The organism is Streptomyces sp. NPDC001135 (assembly GCF_053598395.1).
Map to the genome: position 1 here is coordinate 1 of NZ_JBSFKD010000030.1, position 18,482 is coordinate 18,482.

Sequence of the window (18,482 nt, forward strand, 5' to 3'; positions counted from 1 at the left end):
CAAGCAGAACCCCGCCTTCGGACTGGGGTCCTACAACGAGCTGCAGTCCTCCAACCCGGCCGTCCTCGCCTTCCTGCGGGAGGCCCCCCTGTCAGAGGACGGAGGGGACGACCTGGTGCTGTGCGTCCACAACTTCTCCCGCTTCGCGCAGCCCACCGAACTCGATCTGCGGGCGTACGACGGACGGCACCCCGTCGAACTGATCGGCGGCGTGCGCTTCCCCGCCATCGGTGAGCTTCCCTACCTGCTGACCCTGCAAGGCCACGGCTTCTACTGGTTCCGGCTCACCCGAGTCGCATCCCGCATCGGCCGCCGTCGCTGAACGCCCGGCGCCGAGGAAAGGACGCGTCATGCCGAAGACCATCACCGCTCGACCGAGAAGCGCGGCCGGCCTCGAAGGACCCCTGGTGTCGCTGGGCGAGCTGCTGCGGCAATGGCTGCCGAGGCAACGCTGGTTCGCGGGCAAGGACCGGCCCGTCGCCGATCTGTCGGTGCTGTCCGTGACCGAGCTGTTCCCGGGGTGCATGCACCTGCTGGTGCACGCCTCGCACGCGCCCGTGCCCACGCCGGGCGGCACTCCCCCGCCCGGCGACTGCTACCAGCTGCTGCTCGGCCTGCGCGAGCACCTCGCCCCCCGGCTCGAGCGGGCGTACATCGGGCGGGCCGACCGGGGTCCGTTCGCCGGGCTCGCGGTGTACGACGCGCTGCACGATCCGCGCTCGGCGCATCTGCTCCTGGAGCGGCTGCGGCAGCCCGGTGCGGCCGGCCCGCTGCGGTTCGACGCGGCCCCGGGCGCCGAGCTGCCCGGCGGGCTGCCGCCGCGCCTGCTGGACGCCGAGCAGTCCAATTCGTCGATCGTGTACGGCGACGCGTACATCCTGAAGGTCTTCCGCCGGATCCAGCCGGGCGTCAACCCGGACCTGGAGGTGACGGCCGCGCTGGCCGCACAGGGCTGCACCCGGGTGCCCGCGCCGGTGGCGTGGTTCGGTACGACCGCCCCGCAGCCGGCCACCCTCGGCGTGTTGCAGCCGTTCCTGCCGGACGCCTCCGACGGCTGGACGCTGGCGCTGCGCGCGCTCGCCGCGGGCGACGACTTCACCGCCGAGGCCCATGAGCTGGGCCGGGCCATGGCCGAGGTGCACCTGGCGCTGGCCGAGGCGTTCGGTCCGGCGGGGCCGGGCGAGAACGGCCGTACGGCACAGGCGATGTGCGCACGGCTGGAGGCGGCCGCGCACGCCGTACCGGGGCTCAGGCCCTACGCGCCCGGGCTGCGGGCCGCGTTCGGGGCCCTCGCCACCTGCGACACCGGGCCGCCCGCCCAGCGCATCCACGGCGACATGCACCTCGGGCAGGTGCTGCGGGCCGGCCGCGACTGGTTCGTCATCGACTTCGAGGGCGAGCCGTCCCGGCCGCTCGCCGAGCGGTGCGCCCCGCACTCCCCGGTACGGGACGTGGCGGGGATGCTGCGTTCCTTCGACTACGCGGCCCGGCAGCGCCGCCCCTGGCGACCCGAGTGGGCGCGCCGCTGCCGGGAGGCGTTCTGCGCGGGCTACGCGGTCCGGGCGGGCTGGGATCCACGGAAGAAGCACGCGCTGCTGCGCGCGCACGAGACGGACAGGGCGGTGTACGAGGTGCTGTACGAGGCGAGACATCGGCCGGACTGGCTGCCGGTACCGATGGCGGCGATCAAGCGGCTCGCCGTGTGGGGAGGCTGACGACATGGCCCTGCGCGACACCGCACGCCCCGAGGCGGCCGGCCCCCGACCGGTCGCGGCCGTCCCCGCTCCGGAACCTGTCCGGGGGGACCCCCTTCCCGCTGCGCTCGACCCCGCCGACCGCGCCCGGCTGCTCGGCGGCGCCCACCACGATCCGCACGCCCTGCTGGGTGCCCACCCGGTCCCGGGCGGCGTCCTGTTCCGTGCGCTGCGCCCGAACGCGCGCTCGGTGAGCGTCGTGGTCGACGGGGCTCGGGACGCCCTCCGGTCGGAGGGCGACGGTCTGTTCGCGGCCGTTCTGCCGTACCCGGAGATCCCGTCGTACACGCTGCTGGTGGCGTACGACGACGCCGAACAGGAGGTGCACGATCCGTACCGGTTCCTGCCCGCTCTCGGTGAGCTGGATCTGCATCTGATCCGGGAGGGCCGGCACGAGCAGCTGTGGCAGGCGCTCGGTGCCGAGCCGATGACGCACCAGGGCGTGCCGGGCACCCGCTTCACCGTGTGGGCGCCCAACGCCCAGGGGGTGCGGGTGGCCGGGGACTTCACGTACTGGGACGGCACGCAGTACCCGATGCGGTCGCTGGGCGCGTCCGGGGTGTGGGAGCTGTTCCTGCCCGGGATCGGCGAGGGCGACCGGTACAAGTTCGAGATCACCTCGCGCCACGGCCACCGTTTCCTGAAGGCCGACCCGATGGCGCGGCGCACGGAGGTGCCGCCCGACACGGCGTCGGTCGTCGCGGTGTCGCGGTACGAGTGGGGCGACGCCGAGTGGATGGCCCACCGGGGCGACACGCCCGTGCACCAGGCGCCGTTCTCCGTGTACGAGGTGCATCTGCCGTCCTGGCGGCAGGGGCTGACCTACCGGCAGCTCGCGGCGGAACTGCCCGCCTACGTCAAGGAGATGGGGTTCACGCACGTCGAGCTGATGCCGGTCGCCGGGCATCCGTTCAGCGGCTCCTGGGGGTACCAGGTCACCTCCTACTACGCGCCGACGCCCCGCCTCGGCTCGCCGGACGACTTCAAGTACCTGGTGGACGCGCTGCACCGGGCCGGCATCGGCGTGATCATGGACTGGGTGCCGGCGCACTTCCCCAAGGACGACTGGGCGCTGGCCCGGTTCGACGGGGATCCGCTGTACGAACCCGGGAACGCGGCGCGCGCCGAGCACCCGGACTGGGGGACGTACGAGTTCGACTACGGCCGGACCGAGGTGCGCAACTTCCTCGTCGCCAACGCCGTGTACTGGTGCCAGGAGTTCCACATCGACGGGCTGCGGGTGGACGCCGTCGCCTCGATGCTCTACCTGGACTACTCACGGGACTCCGGCCAGTGGGAGCCGAACGTGTTCGGCGGGCGGGAGGACCTGGACGCGGTGGCCTTCCTGCAGGAGATGAACGCCACCGTCTACCGGCGCTGCCCGGGCGTGGTGACCATCGCCGAGGAGTCCACGGCCTGGGACGGGGTGACCCGGCCGACGGACAGCGGCGGGCTCGGCTTCGGGCTGAAGTGGAACATGGGCTGGATGCACGACTCGCTGCAGTACATCCAGAAGGAGCCGGTGCACCGCAAGTACCACCACCACGAGATGACCTTCTCGATGGTGTACGCCTACAGCGAGAACTACGTCCTGCCGATCTCCCACGACGAGGTGGTGCACGGCAAGCAGGCGCTGGTGTCGAAGATGCCGGGCGACTGGTGGCAGCGGCGGGCCAACCACCGTGCCTATCTTGGCTTCATGTGGGCCCATCCGGGCAAACAGCTGTTGTTCATGGGGCAGGAGTTCGCCCAGGGAGCGGAGTGGTCCGAGGCGCACGGCCCCGAGTGGTGGCTGCTGGACGACGACTACCACTCGGCCGGCGACCACCGGGGCGTCAAGGACCTGGTGCGGGAGCTGAACACCGTGTACCGGGCGACGCCCGCGCTGTGGCAGCGGGACACCGACCCGGGCGGCTTCCGGTGGGTGCTGTGCGACGCGGCGGACGACAACGTCTTCGCGTTCCTGCGGTTCGCCGCCGACGGCTCCCCCCTGCTCGCGGTGTCCCACTTCTCCCCTGTCGTCCGGCAGGACTACCGGCTGTGGGTCCCGGACGGGATCCGTGCATGGCAGGAGACGCTGAACACGGACGACGGCCGCTACGGCGGCAGCGGGGTCGGCACCGCGGAGCCGCTGAAGCCGGACGACGGCTTCCTGAGGCTCACGCTGCCGCCGCTCGCCACGGTCTGGCTGGCACCGGAGCGCTGAAGGGCGCAGGTGTCGGCGGCCCGCCGAGGGGCAGTCGGGGTCGTACAGACCCACGACTGCCCCTCGTGGCAGGGACACAGAAGGGTGGCACCACGTTGCGCACCGTCGGAGTGGAGGAGGAACTCCTTCTGGTCGACCCGGACACGGGCGAGCCGAAGGCGCTGGCGGCGGCCGTCCTCGCCCGTGTCGCTCATGACGATCCCGGGCAGCACGTGTTCGAGAAGGAGCTGTTCGGGCAGATGCTGGAGTTCGCCACGCATCCGCAGGCGGACATGGCGGCCCTCGGCGAGGAGATCGTGCGCTGGCGCAAGGAGGCGGCCCGCCACGCCGGCGAGATCGGCAGCGCGGTCGTCGCCCTCGCCACCTCTCCCCTGCCGGTCAGTCCCGCCCTCAGCGTGAACGAGCGCTACCAGTGGCTGGCCGAGCGGTACGGGATACCCACCTGGGAGCAGCTGGTGTGCGGCTGCCATGTGCATGTGTCGGTGGAGTCCGACGAGGAGGGCGTCGCGGTCCTCGACCGGATCCGCCCCTGGCTGCCGGTACTCCGCGCGATCAGCGCCAACTCCCCGTTCTGGCAGGGAAAGGACACCAGCTACGCCAGCTATCGCAGCCGGGTGTGGAACCGCTGGCCGTCGGCGGGGCCGACGGAGCTGTTCGAGTCGGCCGAGCGCTATCACCGGCGGGTGTCCGAGATGGTGGCCACCGGCGCCATTCTCGACGTGGGGATGGTCTACTTCGACGCGCGGCTGTCCGCCCGCTATCCGACCGTGGAGATCCGTGTCTCGGACGTCTGCCTCAGCGCGGAGACCGCCGCGCTGATCGCGACGCTCAGCCGCGCACTCGTGGAGACGGCCGCCCGGGACTGGCGGGCCGGCCGGCCCGCGTGCGGCCACAGCGTGAGCCTGCTCAGGCTCGCCGACTGGCAGGCCGCCCGGTTCGGTCTGGAGGAGAACCTGCTCGATCCGCCGACCATGCGGCCCGTACCCGCAGCGCAGGTGCTCCGCTCGCTGCTGGAGAACACCGGGGACGCGCTCACCGCCTGCGGCGACGCGGAGCGCGCCGAGCAGGGCGTCGCGGAGCTGCTCCGGCACGGCAACGGGGCCCGCCGGCAGCACCGGCTGCTGGAGCGGACCGGCAGCCTGCGGGACGTCGTCACCGAGTGCGTGCGGCACACCCAGGGCTGAGCGGGCCGGTCACAGGATCAGGGCGAGGGCGTAGGCCAGGAAGAAGGCGGCGATCAGCACGACGAGGACGATGATCAGCGTCATCGGCGCCTTCGCCCACCCTCTGCGCTGGACGTGCGGCTCCCGCGGGCCGGCCTCGGGCAGGCTGCTCTCGGCGGGCGGGGTCTCGCCCGGCGGTACCGAGCCCCCGGGCTCCAGTCCGGTGGTGCGTTCTGGTTCCGGATCGGGGTTCACATGACTCATGTCTGCCGAGTCCCCAGGACACGCCCACATCATCAACCGATCACGACTTCCCCGTTCCCGGTACCGAACACGCTCCGCTGGGCTAGATTCGAGCACCGCCGACACAGAGCCGATCGGCGGTGTGACCCTCCGTACACCCAGGAGCAGCGCATGCGCGACGTGGCCCTCGCTCCCGTCGTTTCCCCGCCGCTCACCGGCGGTCTCGCCGACAGCGTCTTCGCCACCGCGGAGCGCAGTCCGACCCTGCCGGTGCTCGCGTACCGCGTGGACACCGCCGCCACCGTGTGGCAGGAGGTGACGGCCGTCGAGCTGCGGGACGAGGTGGTGGAACTGGCCAAGGGGCTGGTCGCCGCCGGGATCTCGCCGGGCCACCGGGTGGCCCTGATGTCCCGCACCCGCTACGAGTGGACCGTCTTCGCCCACGCGCTGTGGGCCGTCGGCGCCGAGATCGTGCCGATCCATCCGGCCTCCTCACGCGACCAGGTCGAGTGGATCCTGCGGGACGCCGGCTGTGTGGCCATGGTCGTGGAGGACGATCAGGGCGTCATGACCGTCGGCACGGTGTGTGCCGGGCTGCCCCGGCTGCGCCATGTCTGGCAGCTGGACGCGGGCGCGGTGTCCGAACTCGTCCGGCAGGGCGCGGTCGTGCCGTACACCACGGTGGAGTCGCTGCGCCGGATCGTGCTGCCGGACGCCACGGCGGCGGTCGTCTACACCTCCGGTACCACCGCACGCCCCCAGGGCTGTGCGCTGAGCCACCGGGGTCTGGCCCACCCGTGCGACACCTACCTGGCCGGCTGGTTGCACACCGCCGCTCCGCCGGGCGTGCAGCCGTCCGTGCTGGCGTTCCTGCCGTTCTCCCATGTGTACGGCCTCATGATCATGCTGGTGTGCGTGCGCGGCGGTGCCCTGATGGCGCACGAGCCGGAGCTGACCGAGGCGTCACTGTCGTCGGCGCTGACCACCTTCCGGCCGACGTATCTGTACGGCGTGCCGTCGCTGTTCGAGAAGCTCTACAAGAAGTTCCTGCGGGCGGCCGGGCAGGTGGGCCGGGGTGCCCTGTTCGAGCGGGCCGCGCAGACCGCGCGGGACTTCGCCCAGGCCCAGGAGCGCCACCGGCTGGGCACCGGGCCGGGGCCGGGGCTCGAGCTGAGGCTGCAACACGCCCTGTACGAGCGCACGGTGTACCGCAGGCTGCGCGCGGCGCTCGGCGGGCGGGTGGTGCGCGGCACCTCCGGCGGTTCCCCGCTCAGCCGCGACCTGACCCTGTTCTACGAGGGCATCGGGGTGTTCGTGCACGACGGTTACGGCCTCACCGAGACCTCCGGCGGGATCACGATGCAGCCGCTCGGCCGGGAGAAGGCGGGTACGGTCGGCCGGCCGCTGCCGGGCACCGAGGTCCAGGTGGCCGACGACGGGGAGATCCTGGTGCGCGGGCCGTCGGTGTTCCAGGGCTATGTCGGCGACGAGGCGGCGACGCGGGCCGTGCTGCGCGGCGGCTGGCTGGCCACCGGGGACATCGGGCGGCTGGACTCCGAGGGCTATCTGACGATCACCGGGCGCAAGAAGGACGTCATCGTCACCAGCGGCGGCAAGAGTGTCGCCCCGGCCCCGCTGGAGCAGCGGCTGCGCATGCACCCGCTCGTCCACCAGGCCGTCGTGATCGGCGACAACCGGCCCTGCGTCGGCGCCCTGATCACCCTGGACCCGGAGTTCCTGGCCGACTGGCGGGCCACCCTGGCGCTCCAGAGCGACAGTCCGGGCCGGGAGGCCCGCGAGGAGAACGCGCTGCGGGAGGAGATCGCGCGGGCCGTCGCCTCGGCGAACGCCGCGGTGTCCCGCGCGGAGTCGATCAGGGTCTACCGTGTCCTGCAGGAGCCGTTCGCCGCGGACAACGGACTGCTCACGCCGTCGTTGAAGCTGCGCCGGGACGTGATCGTGCGGCACTACGCCGCCGAGATCGACGCGATGTACCTGGCGCGGTCCCGGGCGGCGCGCGGTCCGCAGGAGCCGGCGGACTGGGACGAGCCGGACGACGTCTTCCGCTGAGGGGGTGGAGCACAGGGACCGCGGGCCGGGGCGGACGGATAGCCCGCGCGGGGACGGGAACCCGCAAGCACAGAAGCAGACCAGCACCTACGACCGTCCTGGTCCGGGGATCCGCCAGGGCCCTGACCGGCCGGGACCGGGGAATGCGAGATGGCGACGGAGCCGCGTTGGGACGAGACACCGTCCGCGGAGGACAGGTACGAGCGCACCTTCTCCTTCGCGGGTGAGCTGCGCAATGTCACGGAGGCGCGGCTGGCCGCGGAGGACTTCCTGTGCGCGCTCGCCACACGGTCGCCGCCGGCCGCGCACGAGTACTGGGACGACATCCTGCTGGTGGTGACGGAGCTGGCCGCCAACGTGATCCAGTACGCGCCCGGGCCGTTCGGTCTGCGGATGCGCCGCACCTTCGACGGCGTGCACGTGACGATGCGCGACACGAGCACGACCAGGCCGGAGCCGCGGCCCTTCCACCCGCGCACGGGCGGCGGCGGCATCGGCTGGCATCTGGTGCAGACCCTGTGCACGCAGGTCAGCGTGGTCGTCCACGACGAGGGCAAGGACGTCCACGTGTTCCTGCCCTGGTGACCACATCACGTGTACGACGTGTACCTGTGCGACAACCGGTTACTCCCACCGGAGTGGGGGCATGCTGGTGCCCACGCGTTCGTGTGCCCGTCACGCCCAGCTGGCGGAACGGCTGGGCCACGGTGGGATCGAAGGTGCTGCGCATCGGTCCAGGGCACACCAACGGCGTCGAGTCGGACCGCCTGGAGCCGCAGAGAGGAATGAACACCGTGACACGACCCAGGATCCTGGTGGTTGGCGCAGGCTTCGCCGGCGTCGAGTGCGTCCGCCGCCTCGAACGGAAGCTCGCTCCCGCCGAGGCCGACGTCACCCTGGTGACGCCGTTCTCCTATCAGCTGTATCTGCCGTTGCTGCCCCAGGTCGCCTCCGGGGTGCTCACGCCGCAGTCGATCGCCCTCAGCCTGCGCCGCAGCAAGAAGTACCGCACCCGGATCCTGCCGGGCGGCGCCGTCGGGGTGGACCTGAAGGCGAAGGTGTGTGTCGTCCGCACCATCACCGACAAGATCGTCAACGAGCCGTACGACTACATCGTGCTGGCACCCGGCAGCGTGACCCGTACCTTCGACATCCCGGGGCTGACCGAGCACGCCTTCGGGATGAAGACCCTCGCCGAGGCGGCCTACATCCGCGACCACGTCATCACACAGCTCGACCTCGCGGACGCCAGCGACGATCCGGCCGAGCGGGCCGCGCGACTGCAGTTCGTGGTGGTCGGCGGCGGATACGCGGGCACCGAGACCGCCGCCTGTCTGCAACGGCTGACGCACGCCGCCGTCACCCGCTACCCGCGGCTGGACCCCGGCCTGATCAAGTGGCATCTGATCGACATCGCGCCCAAGCTGATGCCGGAGCTGGGCGACAAGCTCGGCCGCAGCGCCCAGGAGATCCTGGGGCGGCGCGGCATCGACGTGTCGCTCGGCGTGTCGATCGACAAGGCCGGGGCGGAGGAGGTCACCTTCACCGACGGCCGGGTGGTGCCGACGCACACGCTGATCTGGACGGCGGGGGTGGTGGCGAGCCCGCTGATGGCCACGCTCGGCGCGGAGACGGTCCGCGGCCGGCTGGCGGTCACCCCGCAGATGTGCCTGCCCGGCCACGACGGGGTGTTCGCGCTCGGCGACTCGGCCGCCGTACCGGACCTGGCCAAGGGCGACGACGCGGTCTGCCCGCCCACCGCGCAGCACGCCATGCGCCAGGGCAAGAAGGTCGCCGACAACGTCATCGCGACCCTGCGCGGCCAGTCGATGCAGCCGTATGTGCACAAGGACCTGGGTCTCGTCGTCGACCTCGGCGGCAAGGACGCCGTGTCCAAGCCGCTCGGCGTCGAACTGCGCGGGGTACCGGCCCAGGTGGTGGCCCGCGGCTACCACTGGTCGGCGCTGCGCACCAACGTCGCGAAGACCCGGGTGATGACCAACTGGCTGCTGAACTCGCTCGCGGGCGACGATTTCGTCCGCACCGGCTTCCAGGCCCGCAAGCCGGCCCGTCTGAAGGACTTCGAGTTCACCGACGCGTATCTGTCCCCGGAACAGGTGCGGGCACAGGTGGAGGGGGCGGCGGCGGAGAACCTCTGATGTGACGCGGATCACCGAAGGCCGCCGATCACTTCCCGGCGGATCGGCGGTCCTACCCGGTGATCAGCACACGTCACACGGATGGGACACACCACCATGGCCGAGAAGACCGCCAAGGGCCCGGCGAGCTACTTCCCCTCGATCGAGAAGAAGTACGGCCGGCCGGTCGCGGAGTGGCAGGAGCTGATCCGTTCCTCGCCGCTGACGAAGCACATGGCACTGGTGGGCTGGCTGAAGTCCGAGCACGGTCTCGGACACGGACACGCCAATGCCCTGGTGGCCGCCACGCTGGCCGGGGGCAAGTAGCCCGGGCCGTCGTGCGATGCTGGACCGTAGATCCATTTCGGGCACGGGAGAGAGCGCGGCGGCGTGGGCACAGCGGGACGGCCGGGGCGGGTACGGATGTGGGACCGGCTCGCGGCCTCCGATCCCGGTCTGCTCAGACTCACCGCCGGACTGCGCACGGTCACCGCGATCGCGCTCACCCTCGCCGTCCTGGCCGCCCTGCGGGTGCCGGTGCCGCAGCTGGTCGCCGGTGCCATGGCGGCGATGGTGTCGACCTTCGCCATCCGGGAGAAGCAGCGCGCCCCGCAGGCCGTGACGCTCGCGCTGGGGCTGCCGGTGGCGCTGGCCTCGGTGTCGCTGGGCGCGGTGCTGCACCAACTGGTCGTCGTCGGCGACCTGTTCTTCGTCGTCCTGATCTTCTGCGCGGTCTACGGCCGCAGGTTCGGCGACCGCGGTACCGCGCTGGGCCTGATCGGCTTTCAGGTCTACTTCCTGTCCCTGTTCGTGCGCGCGACCGCCACCGCGCTGCCCGCGCTGTACGGGGTCATCTGTGTGGCGTTCGCGTGCAGCGCCACCGCCCGGTTCGTGCTGCTGCCGCAGACCCCGGCGGGCACCCTGGACCGGCTGCGGCGGGCGTTCCGGGCCCGGCTCGCCCAACTGATCTCCGTGCAGGCCGAGCTGCTGGACGCCGGCCCCGACGACGTGGACAAGGTCCTGGACGACCTGCGCGCCGCCACCGCGCGGCTGCACGAGACGGCGCTGATGATCCAGGGACGGCTGGAGGACGGCACCTCCGACACGGCGGTGGCCCGGCTGCTGCAGCGCCGGGTCGCCGACGCCGAGATCGCCGCCGAGCGGCTCGGCCTGCTGCTGCTCACCGCGCGCAGCGCCGAGCGGACCGACACCCTCACCCTGCATCTGCCGGGCGCCGCGCTGCCCTCCGGCGGTGGGCTGCCCGTGCGGGACGAGGCGACGGAGGCGCTGCGCCGGGACCTGCAGGCGCTGCGGCTGCTGATGCTGCGGCCGGTAGGCGAGGCCAGGGGCACCGCGCTCGCCCAGGTGCGCAACCGGCTGCTCGGCTACCGCGACGAGGAGAACCTGCCCAAGGCAGCCCCGGCGGTGCAGGACGTCTTCCGCGGGCTCGGCGAGGCCGCCCGTGCCGCGCTGGGTCTGCGGCTGGCGCTGGACGGGCCGCAGGACGACTCCGACGACAGCCCGGCGACGACCCGCTCGCGCGAGGAGCTGGACGCGGAGGACGCCGCGATCGAGGCGGGCGAGGAGCGGGAGGCGGAGGAGCCGGAGCCGTCGGGGCTCCGGCGGCCCACGACACGGGCCGCGGTCCAGGTGGCCGTCGGCTCCGCGCTGGCCATCGCGGGCGGTGAGCTGCTGTCCAGTCAGCGCTGGTACTGGGCGGTGCTGACCTGCTGGATCGTCTTCATCAACACGGCATCGACCGGCGAGATCCTGGTGAAGGGCTACCGGCGGCTGCTGGGCACGGTCCTCGGCGTGGTGGCCGGAATCGGCCTGGCGGGCCTGGTCGGTCAGCACACCTGGACGGCGTTCGCACTCGTGCTGGTGTTCATCTTCGCGATGTTCTACACGGCGCCGCTGTCGTACACGCTGATGTCGTTCTTCGTCACGGCGATGCTGGGGCTGCTGTACACACTGCTGAACACCTACAGCACGGCGGTGCTGGTGCTGCGGGTGGAGGAGACGGCTCTCGGTGCGGCCTGCGGGGTGGTCGCGGCGGCGGTGGTGCTGCCGGTCCACACCGACCGCCGGACCAACGAACTCCTCGTCACGGTCCTGAACCGGCTCGCGGAGGTCACGCGGGCCGCCGTCGACCAGTTGAGCGGCGGAGCGGGCGCCGATCTGGTGGAGCAGGCGCGCGATCTGGACCAGGCGCTGGCCGATCTGCGGGCGGCCACCCAGCCGCTGACGCATCCGATCACCCCGCTGCGCTCACGCCGCGACACCGCCCGGTACGTGGTGGCACTGCTGGAGACGTGCGCCTACCACGGTCGCTCGCTCGCGGCCACGGCCGAGCTGCTGCCGACGCATCCGTCGATCGCGGCGGACCCCCGGCTGCGCGGGGCGTGCGGGCGGATCGTCCACAACATCGAGGCGATCGCCGCGCATGTGGAGGACTCCAGGGCCACGGCGGAGATGGAGACCGGCCCCAGCATCGCCTCGATGCTGGAGCCGGGAACCCTGCGCACCCCGCGCTACGGCCGGGTCACCGACCGGGTGCTGCGCCATCTGCAGCGGCTGGACGAGGCGGTGTCGGGCCTCGCCCGGCCGCTGGGCCTCGCCACGGGAACGGCCCGGCAGACGCGATGACGCCGCGCCGCCCGCGCGCTCAGACCGGGGTGGTCCCGCCGGGGCGCCGCCCCAGTGCCTCGTCGCGGACACGGGCGCAGCTGCGGCTGATCAGCCGGGAGACGTGCATCTGGGAGATGCCCAGCCGGTCGGCGATGCGGCTCTGCGTCATGTCCTCGAAGAAGCGCATGTAGAGGATGGCCCGCTCCCGCTCCGGCAGCCGGCGCAGCCCCTCCCGGGCCGCCTCGCGGTCCACCACGACGTCGTACGAGGCGTCCGCCGCGCCGAGGGTGTCGGCGAGGCTGTAGCCGTCCTCCCCGGTGGACAGTTCGGCGTCCAGGGACAGCGTGCTGAAGCTCTCCAGCGCCTCCAGGCCCGCGGTGACGTCCTCCTCGCTGAGGCCGGTGTGCCCGGCGATCTCGGCGACGCTGGGTTCGGGGCTGCCGGGGTTCTGGGTGAGTTCCCGGCGGGCCACCCGCACCCGGTTGCGCAGTTCCTGCACCCGGCGGGGCACCCTGAGGGCCCACATCCGGTCCCGGAAGTGCCGCTTGACCTCGCCGGTGATGGTCGGCACGGCGTAGCTCTCGAAGGCCCCCCGGGAGGGGTCGAAGCGGTCGATGGCCTTCACCAGCCCGAGCGCGGCCACCTGCCGCAGATCCTCGACGGACTCGCCCCGGTCGCGGAAGCGCCCGGCGATCCGGTGGGCCATGGGCAGCCAGGCGGTGACGAGTTCGTCGCGTACGGCGTCCCGCTCGGGGCCGTCGTCCAGTTCCGCCAGCCGGGCGAACAGCTTCACGGTGTCCGGGGCGTCGTCATGGGGCCGCCGGGCGGATGTCGCGGCGGCCGCGGTCGTGGTGGGCGTGCCGGGACGGCTTGTCGACATGTCGGTCAGCATGCGGAATCGCTCCTGAACGTGGTTTCAGGGCACACGGCCGGAACGAGGTTCGTGGCCTGGCCCGAACGGTGGTGTCAGGGTTCGCCGCGGGTCGGCCGCCCGGTCCACCAGGAGGGGACCCAGGGCGGTCGTACGGTTCCCGCTGGGCGCGCGCCTCCGGTCCGAAGCACGAAACTCCGCCTGCCCCCGGCGCCAAGGAGCAAACACCGCGGGGGCGGAACTTCCCGCCCGGGTTCAGCGCAGCGGTACGACGGCCGTGATGCGCTTGCCCCCGCAGGGCAGCTCCGCCACCCGCACGTCCCGGGCCAGCCGGCACACGATGGGCCAGCCGCGACCGCCGGGCCGGGCGCGGCCGCGCTCGTCGACGGGCGCGACGGCCACCGGCAGTTCGTCGCTGCCGTCGCTGACCGACACGCGTACGCCGGCGGAGTCGACGTCCACGTCGAAACCGGTGATGCCGCCGCCGTGCAGGATGGCGTTGGTGGTGAGTTCCGAGGTGACGAGCAGGGCGTCCTCCATGGCCTCGGCACCGCAGCGGACGGCGTGGGTCCGGCAGCGTTCGGCGACCACTCGCTGCACCGTTCTGCGGGCGTCGGCCGGCCGGCGCGGCAGCCGGCGGCACGGTTCCCGCAGCGTCGTGGAGGAGCTGGTCCGGTGCTTGTCGAGCATCCCTTCCTCCCTGAACGGTGCCCGGGTGCATGACTCTCCCCTTCCGGCTGACCCCTGGCGGCGCCGTCAAACACGTTCGGTGCCGTTGCCATCACCGCGGACCGGGCGGGTACTCGAGCGGTATGACCGATGTCGTGGACGCGGACGAGTTGTTGCGGCGCATTCAGCGCGGCCGGGAGCGGGCGGCGGAGGAGGAGCGGGCCTGGCGGGAGCGCGCGCACAGCCTGGCGGCGACGGATCCGGACGGGGCGCGGGAGGCCGCGGGGCGGGCGCGGGCGTTCGAGGCGGTGCTGCGGGTCCTGGAGGAGATCGTCAGCCCGGGCCGGCCACCGACTGCGACGGAAGGCGTGAAACAGGTCACGTGACCCGCTTCTGGCTTCCTGAACGCCCACCAGATGGTTTATCTTTCATACATACGTGATGCCGGAGCGGACCGGAGCCGTCCTTCCTCCCTCCCCGCGTCACCGCATACGGCCCTGGCTGGTCTCCCCCGTCCAGCCAGGGCTTTTTCCTGCCCGGAAACCGGCGGCGGACCGGAAGGGCGGCGAGGAAATCCGCGTCCTTCGAGGTGCCCGCGGCGACGGCAGCGGCTGAAATGGGCTGAGAGGAAAGCACCCGAACCGCCTCCGGCGAGGAGCCCCGCGCCATGACCAAAGCGATAAAACTGCTGACCGCCCTGCCGCAGAAGCAGCGCGAGCGCCTGATGGAGCTGGCCAAGGAGATCTCGTTCCCGGAGGACACACGCATCTTCGAGGCGGGCGGCACGGCCGACCGGTTCTGGGTGATCCGGTCGGGCGCGGTCCACCTGGACACCCAGGTCACCTCCCGGCAGCGGGTGACGGTGGCCACGCTCGGCGCGGGCGACCTGCTCGGCTGGTCCTGGCTGTTCCCGCCGTACCAGTGGGACTTCGGCGCGGTGGCCTTCAGCAACGTACGCGCCTACGAGTTCGACGGGCCCTCGGTGCTCGCGCTGTCCGTGGAGGATCCGCTGCTCGGGCTCTCGCTGGTGCGGACGGTGGCCGAGATCCTCGCCCACCGCCTGGAGACGACCCGGGGCAAGCTGATGGACCAGTACGCCATCCAGCGCCGCACCGGTCTGCTGTAGCTCAGATCCGGTACCGGCGCAGCGCCGGCGCCGCGGCGGTCAGGGCCAGCATCACCACGACGACCAGGGCGCCGCCACCCGCGACGGCGGCGCGCGGGCCGAACGCCGAACCCGCCGTACCGTGCAGCACGTCGGCCAGGCGCGGGCCGCCCGCGACGACCACGGTGAACACGCCCTGCATCCGGCCGCGCATCTCGTCGGTCGCCGCCGACAGCAGGATCGCGCCGCGGAACACCATCGAGACCATGTCGGCGACACCGGCCGCGGCGAGGAAGGCCAGGGCCACCCAGAGGTTGCCGCTCAGCCCGAACCCGGCGACGGCCACGCCCCAGCCGACGACCGCCCCGATGACCATCCAGCCGTGCCGGCGGGCCCGTGAGAACGCCCCGGAGAACAGGCCGCCGAGCACCGCGCCGACCGGGATGCCGGCGAACAGCGCGCCGAGCGCGAGCCCTTCGCCCCAGGAGTCGTACGTCTGCGCGGCCAGCTGCGGGAACAGGGCGCGGGGCATGCCGAACACCATGGCGACGATGTCGGCGAGGAAGGACAGCAGCAGCACCTTGTGCCGGGAGAGGTACTGGAACCCGGCCGCTATCTCGCGCACCCCGGCCCGGCGGGCGGCGACCTCGCCGAGCGGCGGCAGCGGGGGCAGCCGGAAGACGGCCCACACGGTCACGCACAGAGCCAGCGCGTCGATCAGGTACAGCTCGGGCAGCCCGATGACGGGGATGAGCACACCCGCGAGCAGCGGGCCCGCCACCAGGCCGGTCTGCATCACCGTGGAGCCGAGCGCGTTGGCTGCCGGCAGTTCCTCGGCCGGGACGAGCCGGGCGATGGAGGCGTTGCGGGCGGGCGCGTTGAGACCGAAGAACGCCTGCTGGAGGGCGAGCAGCAGCATCAGTACGACGACCGAGTCCAGCCCGGTGGCGGCCTGCGCCCAGAACAGCAGCGAGGTCACCGCGATGCCGGAGTTGGTGACCAGCAGCAGCTTGCGGCGGTCCACGGTGTCGGCGACCGCCCCGCCCCACAGCGCGAACGCCACCATGGGCAGGAGGCCGGCCAGGCTCGCGTACCCGACCCACGCCGAGGAGTGCGTGATGTCGTAGATCTGCTTGGGCACGGCGACGGCGGTGAGCTGGCTGCCGACGGCGGTGACGATGGTCGACGTCCACAGGCGCCGGTAGGCGGGGATGCGCAGGGGACGGGTGTCCATCGCCCAGCGGCGCCAGCCGCGCCGGGGCGGGGCCGGCGCGTCCGACGCATCCGTCGCGGGGGCGGGTTCGGTGGTACTGCTCTCGCTCGTGTCCACGGGTGTCCTGGTGATGTCCTGTTGCCGACAGAGGTTGCTCGCTACATCTTTTCAATTCGAGAGCCTAACTATCTCGGCGACCCGTGTGCACACGGTTTGTTCAGGATCCGGCGACGAGCGTGACCCCCAGCGCCAGCATGGTGACCGCGACCAGGCAGTCCAGGGCCCGCCAGGCCGCCGGCCGGGCCAGGAAGCCGCCGAGCAACCGGGCACCGAAGCCGAGCGCGGCGAACCAGCACAGGCTGGCGAGCGCCGCGCCGAGCCCGAAGGTCCAGCGCAGGGCACCCCGGTCGGCGGCGAGGGAACCGAGCAGGAACACGGTGTCCAGGTAGACGTGCGGGTTGAGCCAGGTCATCGCCAGACAGGTGAGCACCGCCCGGCGCCGGGATCCGGCGGCCTCCCCCTCGGCGCTCAGTCCGGCCGTACCCGGCCTGAGGACCCGGCGGGCGGCGAGGGCTCCGTAGCAGACCAGGAAGACACCGCCGACGATCCCGACCGCACGGACCGCGCCCGGCCACGCCACCACGACGGCCCCGACCCCGCCGACGCCGAGAGCGATCAGCACCGCGTCGGACAGGGCGCAGATGCCCACCACCGCGAGAACCGCGTCCCGGCGCACCCCCTGCCGCAGGACGAAGGCGTTCTGGGCGCCGATGGCGACGATCAGGGACAGGCCGGCGCCGAATCCGGCGACCGCGGCGGTCAGGGCGTGGTTCATGCCCCCGAACCTAGGAAACCGGCCCCTCCCAAGTCCAGCTAATGATCCTTACGTATCCTTAGCAGACGTGATGACGGATATCCCCCTGGACCAGGTGCGCACCCTGCTCGCCGTGGTGGACGAGGGCACCTTCGACGCCGCCGCGGCGGCCCTCCACGTGACCCCGTCGGCGGTCAGCCAGCGGGTCAAGGCCCTGGAACAGCGCACCGGCCGGGTGCTGCTGCAGCGCACCAAGCCGGTGCGGCCCACGGAGTCGGGCGCGGTGCTGGTGCGGTACGCGCGGCAGCTCGCCCGGCTGGAGCGGGACGCCCGGGGCGAGCTGGGGCTGAGCGGTGCCGGAGAGCCGACGCGGGTCTCGGTGGCGGTGAACGCGGACTCGCTGGCGACCTGGTTCCTGCCGGCGCTGACCCGGGTGGCGGGGCTCTGCTTCGAACTGCACCGGGAGGACGAGGACCACACGGCGGCCCTGCTGCGCGAGGGCCTGGTCATGGCGGCGGTGACCACCGCCCCCGACCCGGTGCCGGGCTGCACCGTGCGGCCGCTCGGACGGATGCGCTATCTGCCCGTCGCCACACCGGAGTTGAGCCGCACCCGGATCGGCGAACGGCCCCTCGCGGACGCCCTGCCCGAGGCGCCCGTCGTGGTCTTCGACCGCAAGGACGACTTCCAGGACGCCTTCGTACGGCGGCTGGGCAGCGGGTCCGCGAGCCGGCTCAGGCACCATGTGCCCACCTCCGAGGGCTTCCTGGACGCGGTGGCCGCGGGACTCGGCTGGGGCATGGTGCCGGAGGTCCAGGCGCAACCGCTGCTGGCCGACGGGCGGCTGGTGCTGCTCGCGCCCGGCACCTGGATGGACGTCACGCTGCACTGGCAGCAGTGGAAGCTCGACTCCCCCGCGCTGGCGGCGCTGGCCGATGCGGTGACGGCGACGGCGGCCGAGGCGCTGCGCCGCTGACCGGAGCGTCACGTTCCAGCCGTTTCGCACCACCGCGAGCGCCCCGCGCCGTACGGTGGTCGCGCGGTGGCGCGGCGCTCGGCGGTCCACCCGGCCCTCGCTCCCGACTCCGCGCCACCGGTGCCCGGTCTGGCACGGGTCTTCTCGGCCCGGTGGCCCGCCTGTTGAGCGCGTGCGGCTCGAGACGGGCCGTACGCGCGCCCGTGACCGGATCGCGCCGTCACACGATCCCCTGCCGGCTGCGCCGTTTCACACCGTCCCGTCCGGTCACCCGAGTCCGACGTACGCATTCGACAGGCACGGACGACTTCGATCCGATCCAGGAGACTTCCATGGACAACTGGCGCGACCATGCCGCGTGCCGTCACGAGGATCCCGACCTGTTCTTCCCCATCGGCACGACGGGGCCGGCGCAGGTGCAGGCGCAGCACGCCAAGGCGGTCTGCGGGCACTGCCCCGTCCGGGAGCAGTGTCTGGACTGGGCGCTGGAGACGGGGCAGGGAATCGGCATCTGGGGCGGGACGACCGAGCCGGAGCGCCGGGCGCTGCGCCGTCGCGCCCGCACCCGTCCGCGCTCCGGCTGACCGGGAACCCCAGGTGCCCGTACGCCCGGCCGGCCGGGACACCCGCGG

The 18,482-nt window shown here is 72.6% G+C and carries 18 protein-coding genes; 13 read left to right on the forward strand and 5 right to left on the reverse strand.

Annotated features, from left to right (window positions below):
- The 4 genes from ACWC94_RS30395 to ACWC94_RS30410 form a co-directional block, all read left to right on the forward strand.
- On the forward strand, positions 1-322 hold a 322-nt coding region (locus ACWC94_RS30395), incomplete at its 5' end, for an alpha-glucosidase C-terminal domain-containing protein (protein ID WP_450800419.1).
- Positions 323-350: 28 nt separating this feature from the next.
- Positions 351-1,715, forward strand: coding sequence for a maltokinase N-terminal cap-like domain-containing protein (locus ACWC94_RS30400; protein WP_450800420.1), 1,365 nt, complete (start codon positions 351-353; stop codon positions 1,713-1,715).
- 4 nt (positions 1,716-1,719) lie between these two features.
- A complete protein-coding gene (gene glgB / locus ACWC94_RS30405) occupies positions 1,720-3,960 on the forward strand; it encodes a 1,4-alpha-glucan branching enzyme (protein ID WP_450800421.1) in 2,241 nt (746 codons plus the stop codon).
- Between the two features lie 95 nt (positions 3,961-4,055).
- Complete coding sequence (locus tag ACWC94_RS30410; protein WP_450800422.1) at positions 4,056-5,144, forward strand: glutamate--cysteine ligase 2; 1,089 nt, start codon at positions 4,056-4,058, stop codon at positions 5,142-5,144.
- Positions 5,145-5,153: 9 nt separating this feature from the next.
- Here the strand turns inward: ACWC94_RS30410 and ACWC94_RS30415 are convergent, their stop codons facing one another.
- Complete coding sequence (locus ACWC94_RS30415; RefSeq protein ID WP_450800423.1) at positions 5,154-5,387, reverse strand: DUF6480 family protein; 234 nt, start codon at positions 5,385-5,387, stop codon at positions 5,154-5,156.
- A gap of 150 nt (positions 5,388-5,537) precedes the next feature.
- Here ACWC94_RS30415 and ACWC94_RS30420 point away from each other — a divergent pair, with 150 nt between their 5' ends.
- From ACWC94_RS30420 to ACWC94_RS30440, 5 genes are all read left to right on the forward strand, one after another.
- On the forward strand, positions 5,538-7,436 hold the full coding sequence (locus ACWC94_RS30420; protein ID WP_450800425.1) for an AMP-dependent synthetase/ligase: 1,899 nt from the start codon (positions 5,538-5,540) through the stop codon (positions 7,434-7,436).
- 150 nt (positions 7,437-7,586) lie between these two features.
- Positions 7,587-8,021, forward strand: coding sequence for an ATP-binding protein (locus ACWC94_RS30425; RefSeq protein ID WP_450800426.1), 435 nt, complete (start codon positions 7,587-7,589; stop codon positions 8,019-8,021).
- Positions 8,022-8,221: 200 nt separating this feature from the next.
- Complete coding sequence (locus tag ACWC94_RS30430) at positions 8,222-9,595, forward strand: NAD(P)/FAD-dependent oxidoreductase (RefSeq protein WP_450800542.1); 1,374 nt, start codon at positions 8,222-8,224, stop codon at positions 9,593-9,595.
- Between the two features lie 96 nt (positions 9,596-9,691).
- Positions 9,692-9,901, forward strand: coding sequence for a DUF4287 domain-containing protein (locus tag ACWC94_RS30435; RefSeq protein ID WP_450800543.1), 210 nt, complete (start codon positions 9,692-9,694; stop codon positions 9,899-9,901).
- A gap of 96 nt (positions 9,902-9,997) precedes the next feature.
- Entirely contained in the window at positions 9,998-12,220 is a 2,223-nt protein-coding gene (locus tag ACWC94_RS30440) for an FUSC family protein (RefSeq protein WP_450800544.1), read from the forward strand.
- Between the two features lie 19 nt (positions 12,221-12,239).
- Here the strand turns inward: ACWC94_RS30440 and ACWC94_RS30445 are convergent, their stop codons facing one another.
- Together ACWC94_RS30445 and ACWC94_RS30450 are read right to left on the reverse strand one after the other, a co-directional pair.
- Positions 12,240-13,094 (reverse strand): SigB/SigF/SigG family RNA polymerase sigma factor, encoded by an 855-nt coding sequence (locus ACWC94_RS30445; protein ID WP_450800427.1) that lies wholly within the window; start codon positions 13,092-13,094, stop codon positions 12,240-12,242.
- A 234-nt stretch (positions 13,095-13,328) separates the two neighbouring features.
- Complete coding sequence (locus ACWC94_RS30450) at positions 13,329-13,763, reverse strand: ATP-binding protein (RefSeq protein WP_450800428.1); 435 nt, start codon at positions 13,761-13,763, stop codon at positions 13,329-13,331.
- A 122-nt stretch (positions 13,764-13,885) separates the two neighbouring features.
- On the opposite strand from ACWC94_RS30450, the gene ACWC94_RS30455 reads away from it, so the two are divergent.
- A complete protein-coding gene (locus tag ACWC94_RS30455) occupies positions 13,886-14,128 on the forward strand; it encodes a hypothetical protein (RefSeq protein ID WP_450800429.1) in 243 nt (80 codons plus the stop codon).
- Between the two features lie 281 nt (positions 14,129-14,409).
- Positions 14,410-14,868 (forward strand): cyclic nucleotide-binding domain-containing protein, encoded by a 459-nt coding sequence (locus ACWC94_RS30460; protein WP_450800430.1) that lies wholly within the window; start codon positions 14,410-14,412, stop codon positions 14,866-14,868.
- Between the two features lies 1 nt (position 14,869).
- On the opposite strand, the gene ACWC94_RS30465 is transcribed toward ACWC94_RS30460, so the two are convergent.
- Together ACWC94_RS30465 and ACWC94_RS30470 are read right to left on the reverse strand one after the other, a co-directional pair.
- Positions 14,870-16,177, reverse strand: a complete 1,308-nt coding sequence (locus ACWC94_RS30465; protein WP_450800432.1) for an MFS transporter — start codon at positions 16,175-16,177, stop codon at positions 14,870-14,872.
- Positions 16,178-16,277: 100 nt separating this feature from the next.
- On the reverse strand, positions 16,278-16,895 hold the full coding sequence (locus ACWC94_RS30470; RefSeq protein ID WP_450800433.1) for a LysE/ArgO family amino acid transporter: 618 nt from the start codon (positions 16,893-16,895) through the stop codon (positions 16,278-16,280).
- A 67-nt stretch (positions 16,896-16,962) separates the two neighbouring features.
- On the opposite strand from ACWC94_RS30470, the gene ACWC94_RS30475 reads away from it, so the two are divergent.
- Both ACWC94_RS30475 and ACWC94_RS30480 read left to right on the forward strand, forming a co-directional pair.
- The gene (locus tag ACWC94_RS30475) at positions 16,963-17,850 is read left to right on the forward strand and encodes a LysR family transcriptional regulator ArgP (RefSeq protein WP_450800434.1); all 888 of its coding nucleotides are present in this window, start codon (positions 16,963-16,965) and stop codon (positions 17,848-17,850) included.
- A gap of 332 nt (positions 17,851-18,182) precedes the next feature.
- The gene (locus ACWC94_RS30480) at positions 18,183-18,434 is read left to right on the forward strand and encodes a WhiB family transcriptional regulator (RefSeq protein WP_450800435.1); all 252 of its coding nucleotides are present in this window, start codon (positions 18,183-18,185) and stop codon (positions 18,432-18,434) included.
- The last annotated feature ends 48 nt before the right edge of the window (positions 18,435-18,482 follow it).

Excerpts from the sequence above, each read along its gene's own strand:
- ACWC94_RS30400 (WP_450800420.1), top strand. The coding sequence starts at position 351 with ATGCCGAAGACCATCACCGCTCGACCGAGAAGCGCGGCCGGCCTCGAA.
- ACWC94_RS30480 (WP_450800435.1), top strand. The coding sequence starts at position 18,183 with ATGGACAACTGGCGCGACCATGCCGCGTGCCGTCACGAGGATCCCGAC.
- ACWC94_RS30460 (WP_450800430.1), top strand. The coding sequence starts at position 14,410 with ATGACCAAAGCGATAAAACTGCTGACCGCCCTGCCGCAGAAGCAGCGC.
- ACWC94_RS30430 (WP_450800542.1), top strand. The coding sequence starts at position 8,222 with ATGAACACCGTGACACGACCCAGGATCCTGGTGGTTGGCGCAGGCTTC.
- ACWC94_RS30440 (WP_450800544.1), top strand. The coding sequence starts at position 9,998 with ATGTGGGACCGGCTCGCGGCCTCCGATCCCGGTCTGCTCAGACTCACC.
- ACWC94_RS30450 (WP_450800428.1), bottom strand. The coding sequence starts at position 13,763 with ATGCTCGACAAGCACCGGACCAGCTCCTCCACGACGCTGCGGGAACCG.
- ACWC94_RS30420 (WP_450800425.1), top strand. The coding sequence starts at position 5,538 with ATGCGCGACGTGGCCCTCGCTCCCGTCGTTTCCCCGCCGCTCACCGGC.
- ACWC94_RS30470 (WP_450800433.1), bottom strand. The coding sequence starts at position 16,895 with ATGAACCACGCCCTGACCGCCGCGGTCGCCGGATTCGGCGCCGGCCTG.
- ACWC94_RS30425 (WP_450800426.1), top strand. The coding sequence starts at position 7,587 with ATGGCGACGGAGCCGCGTTGGGACGAGACACCGTCCGCGGAGGACAGG.
- ACWC94_RS30415 (WP_450800423.1), bottom strand. The coding sequence starts at position 5,387 with ATGAGTCATGTGAACCCCGATCCGGAACCAGAACGCACCACCGGACTG.
- ACWC94_RS30435 (WP_450800543.1), top strand. The coding sequence starts at position 9,692 with ATGGCCGAGAAGACCGCCAAGGGCCCGGCGAGCTACTTCCCCTCGATC.
- ACWC94_RS30455 (WP_450800429.1), top strand. The coding sequence starts at position 13,886 with ATGACCGATGTCGTGGACGCGGACGAGTTGTTGCGGCGCATTCAGCGC.
- ACWC94_RS30445 (WP_450800427.1), bottom strand. The coding sequence starts at position 13,094 with ATGCTGACCGACATGTCGACAAGCCGTCCCGGCACGCCCACCACGACC.
- glgB (WP_450800421.1), top strand. The coding sequence starts at position 1,720 with ATGGCCCTGCGCGACACCGCACGCCCCGAGGCGGCCGGCCCCCGACCG.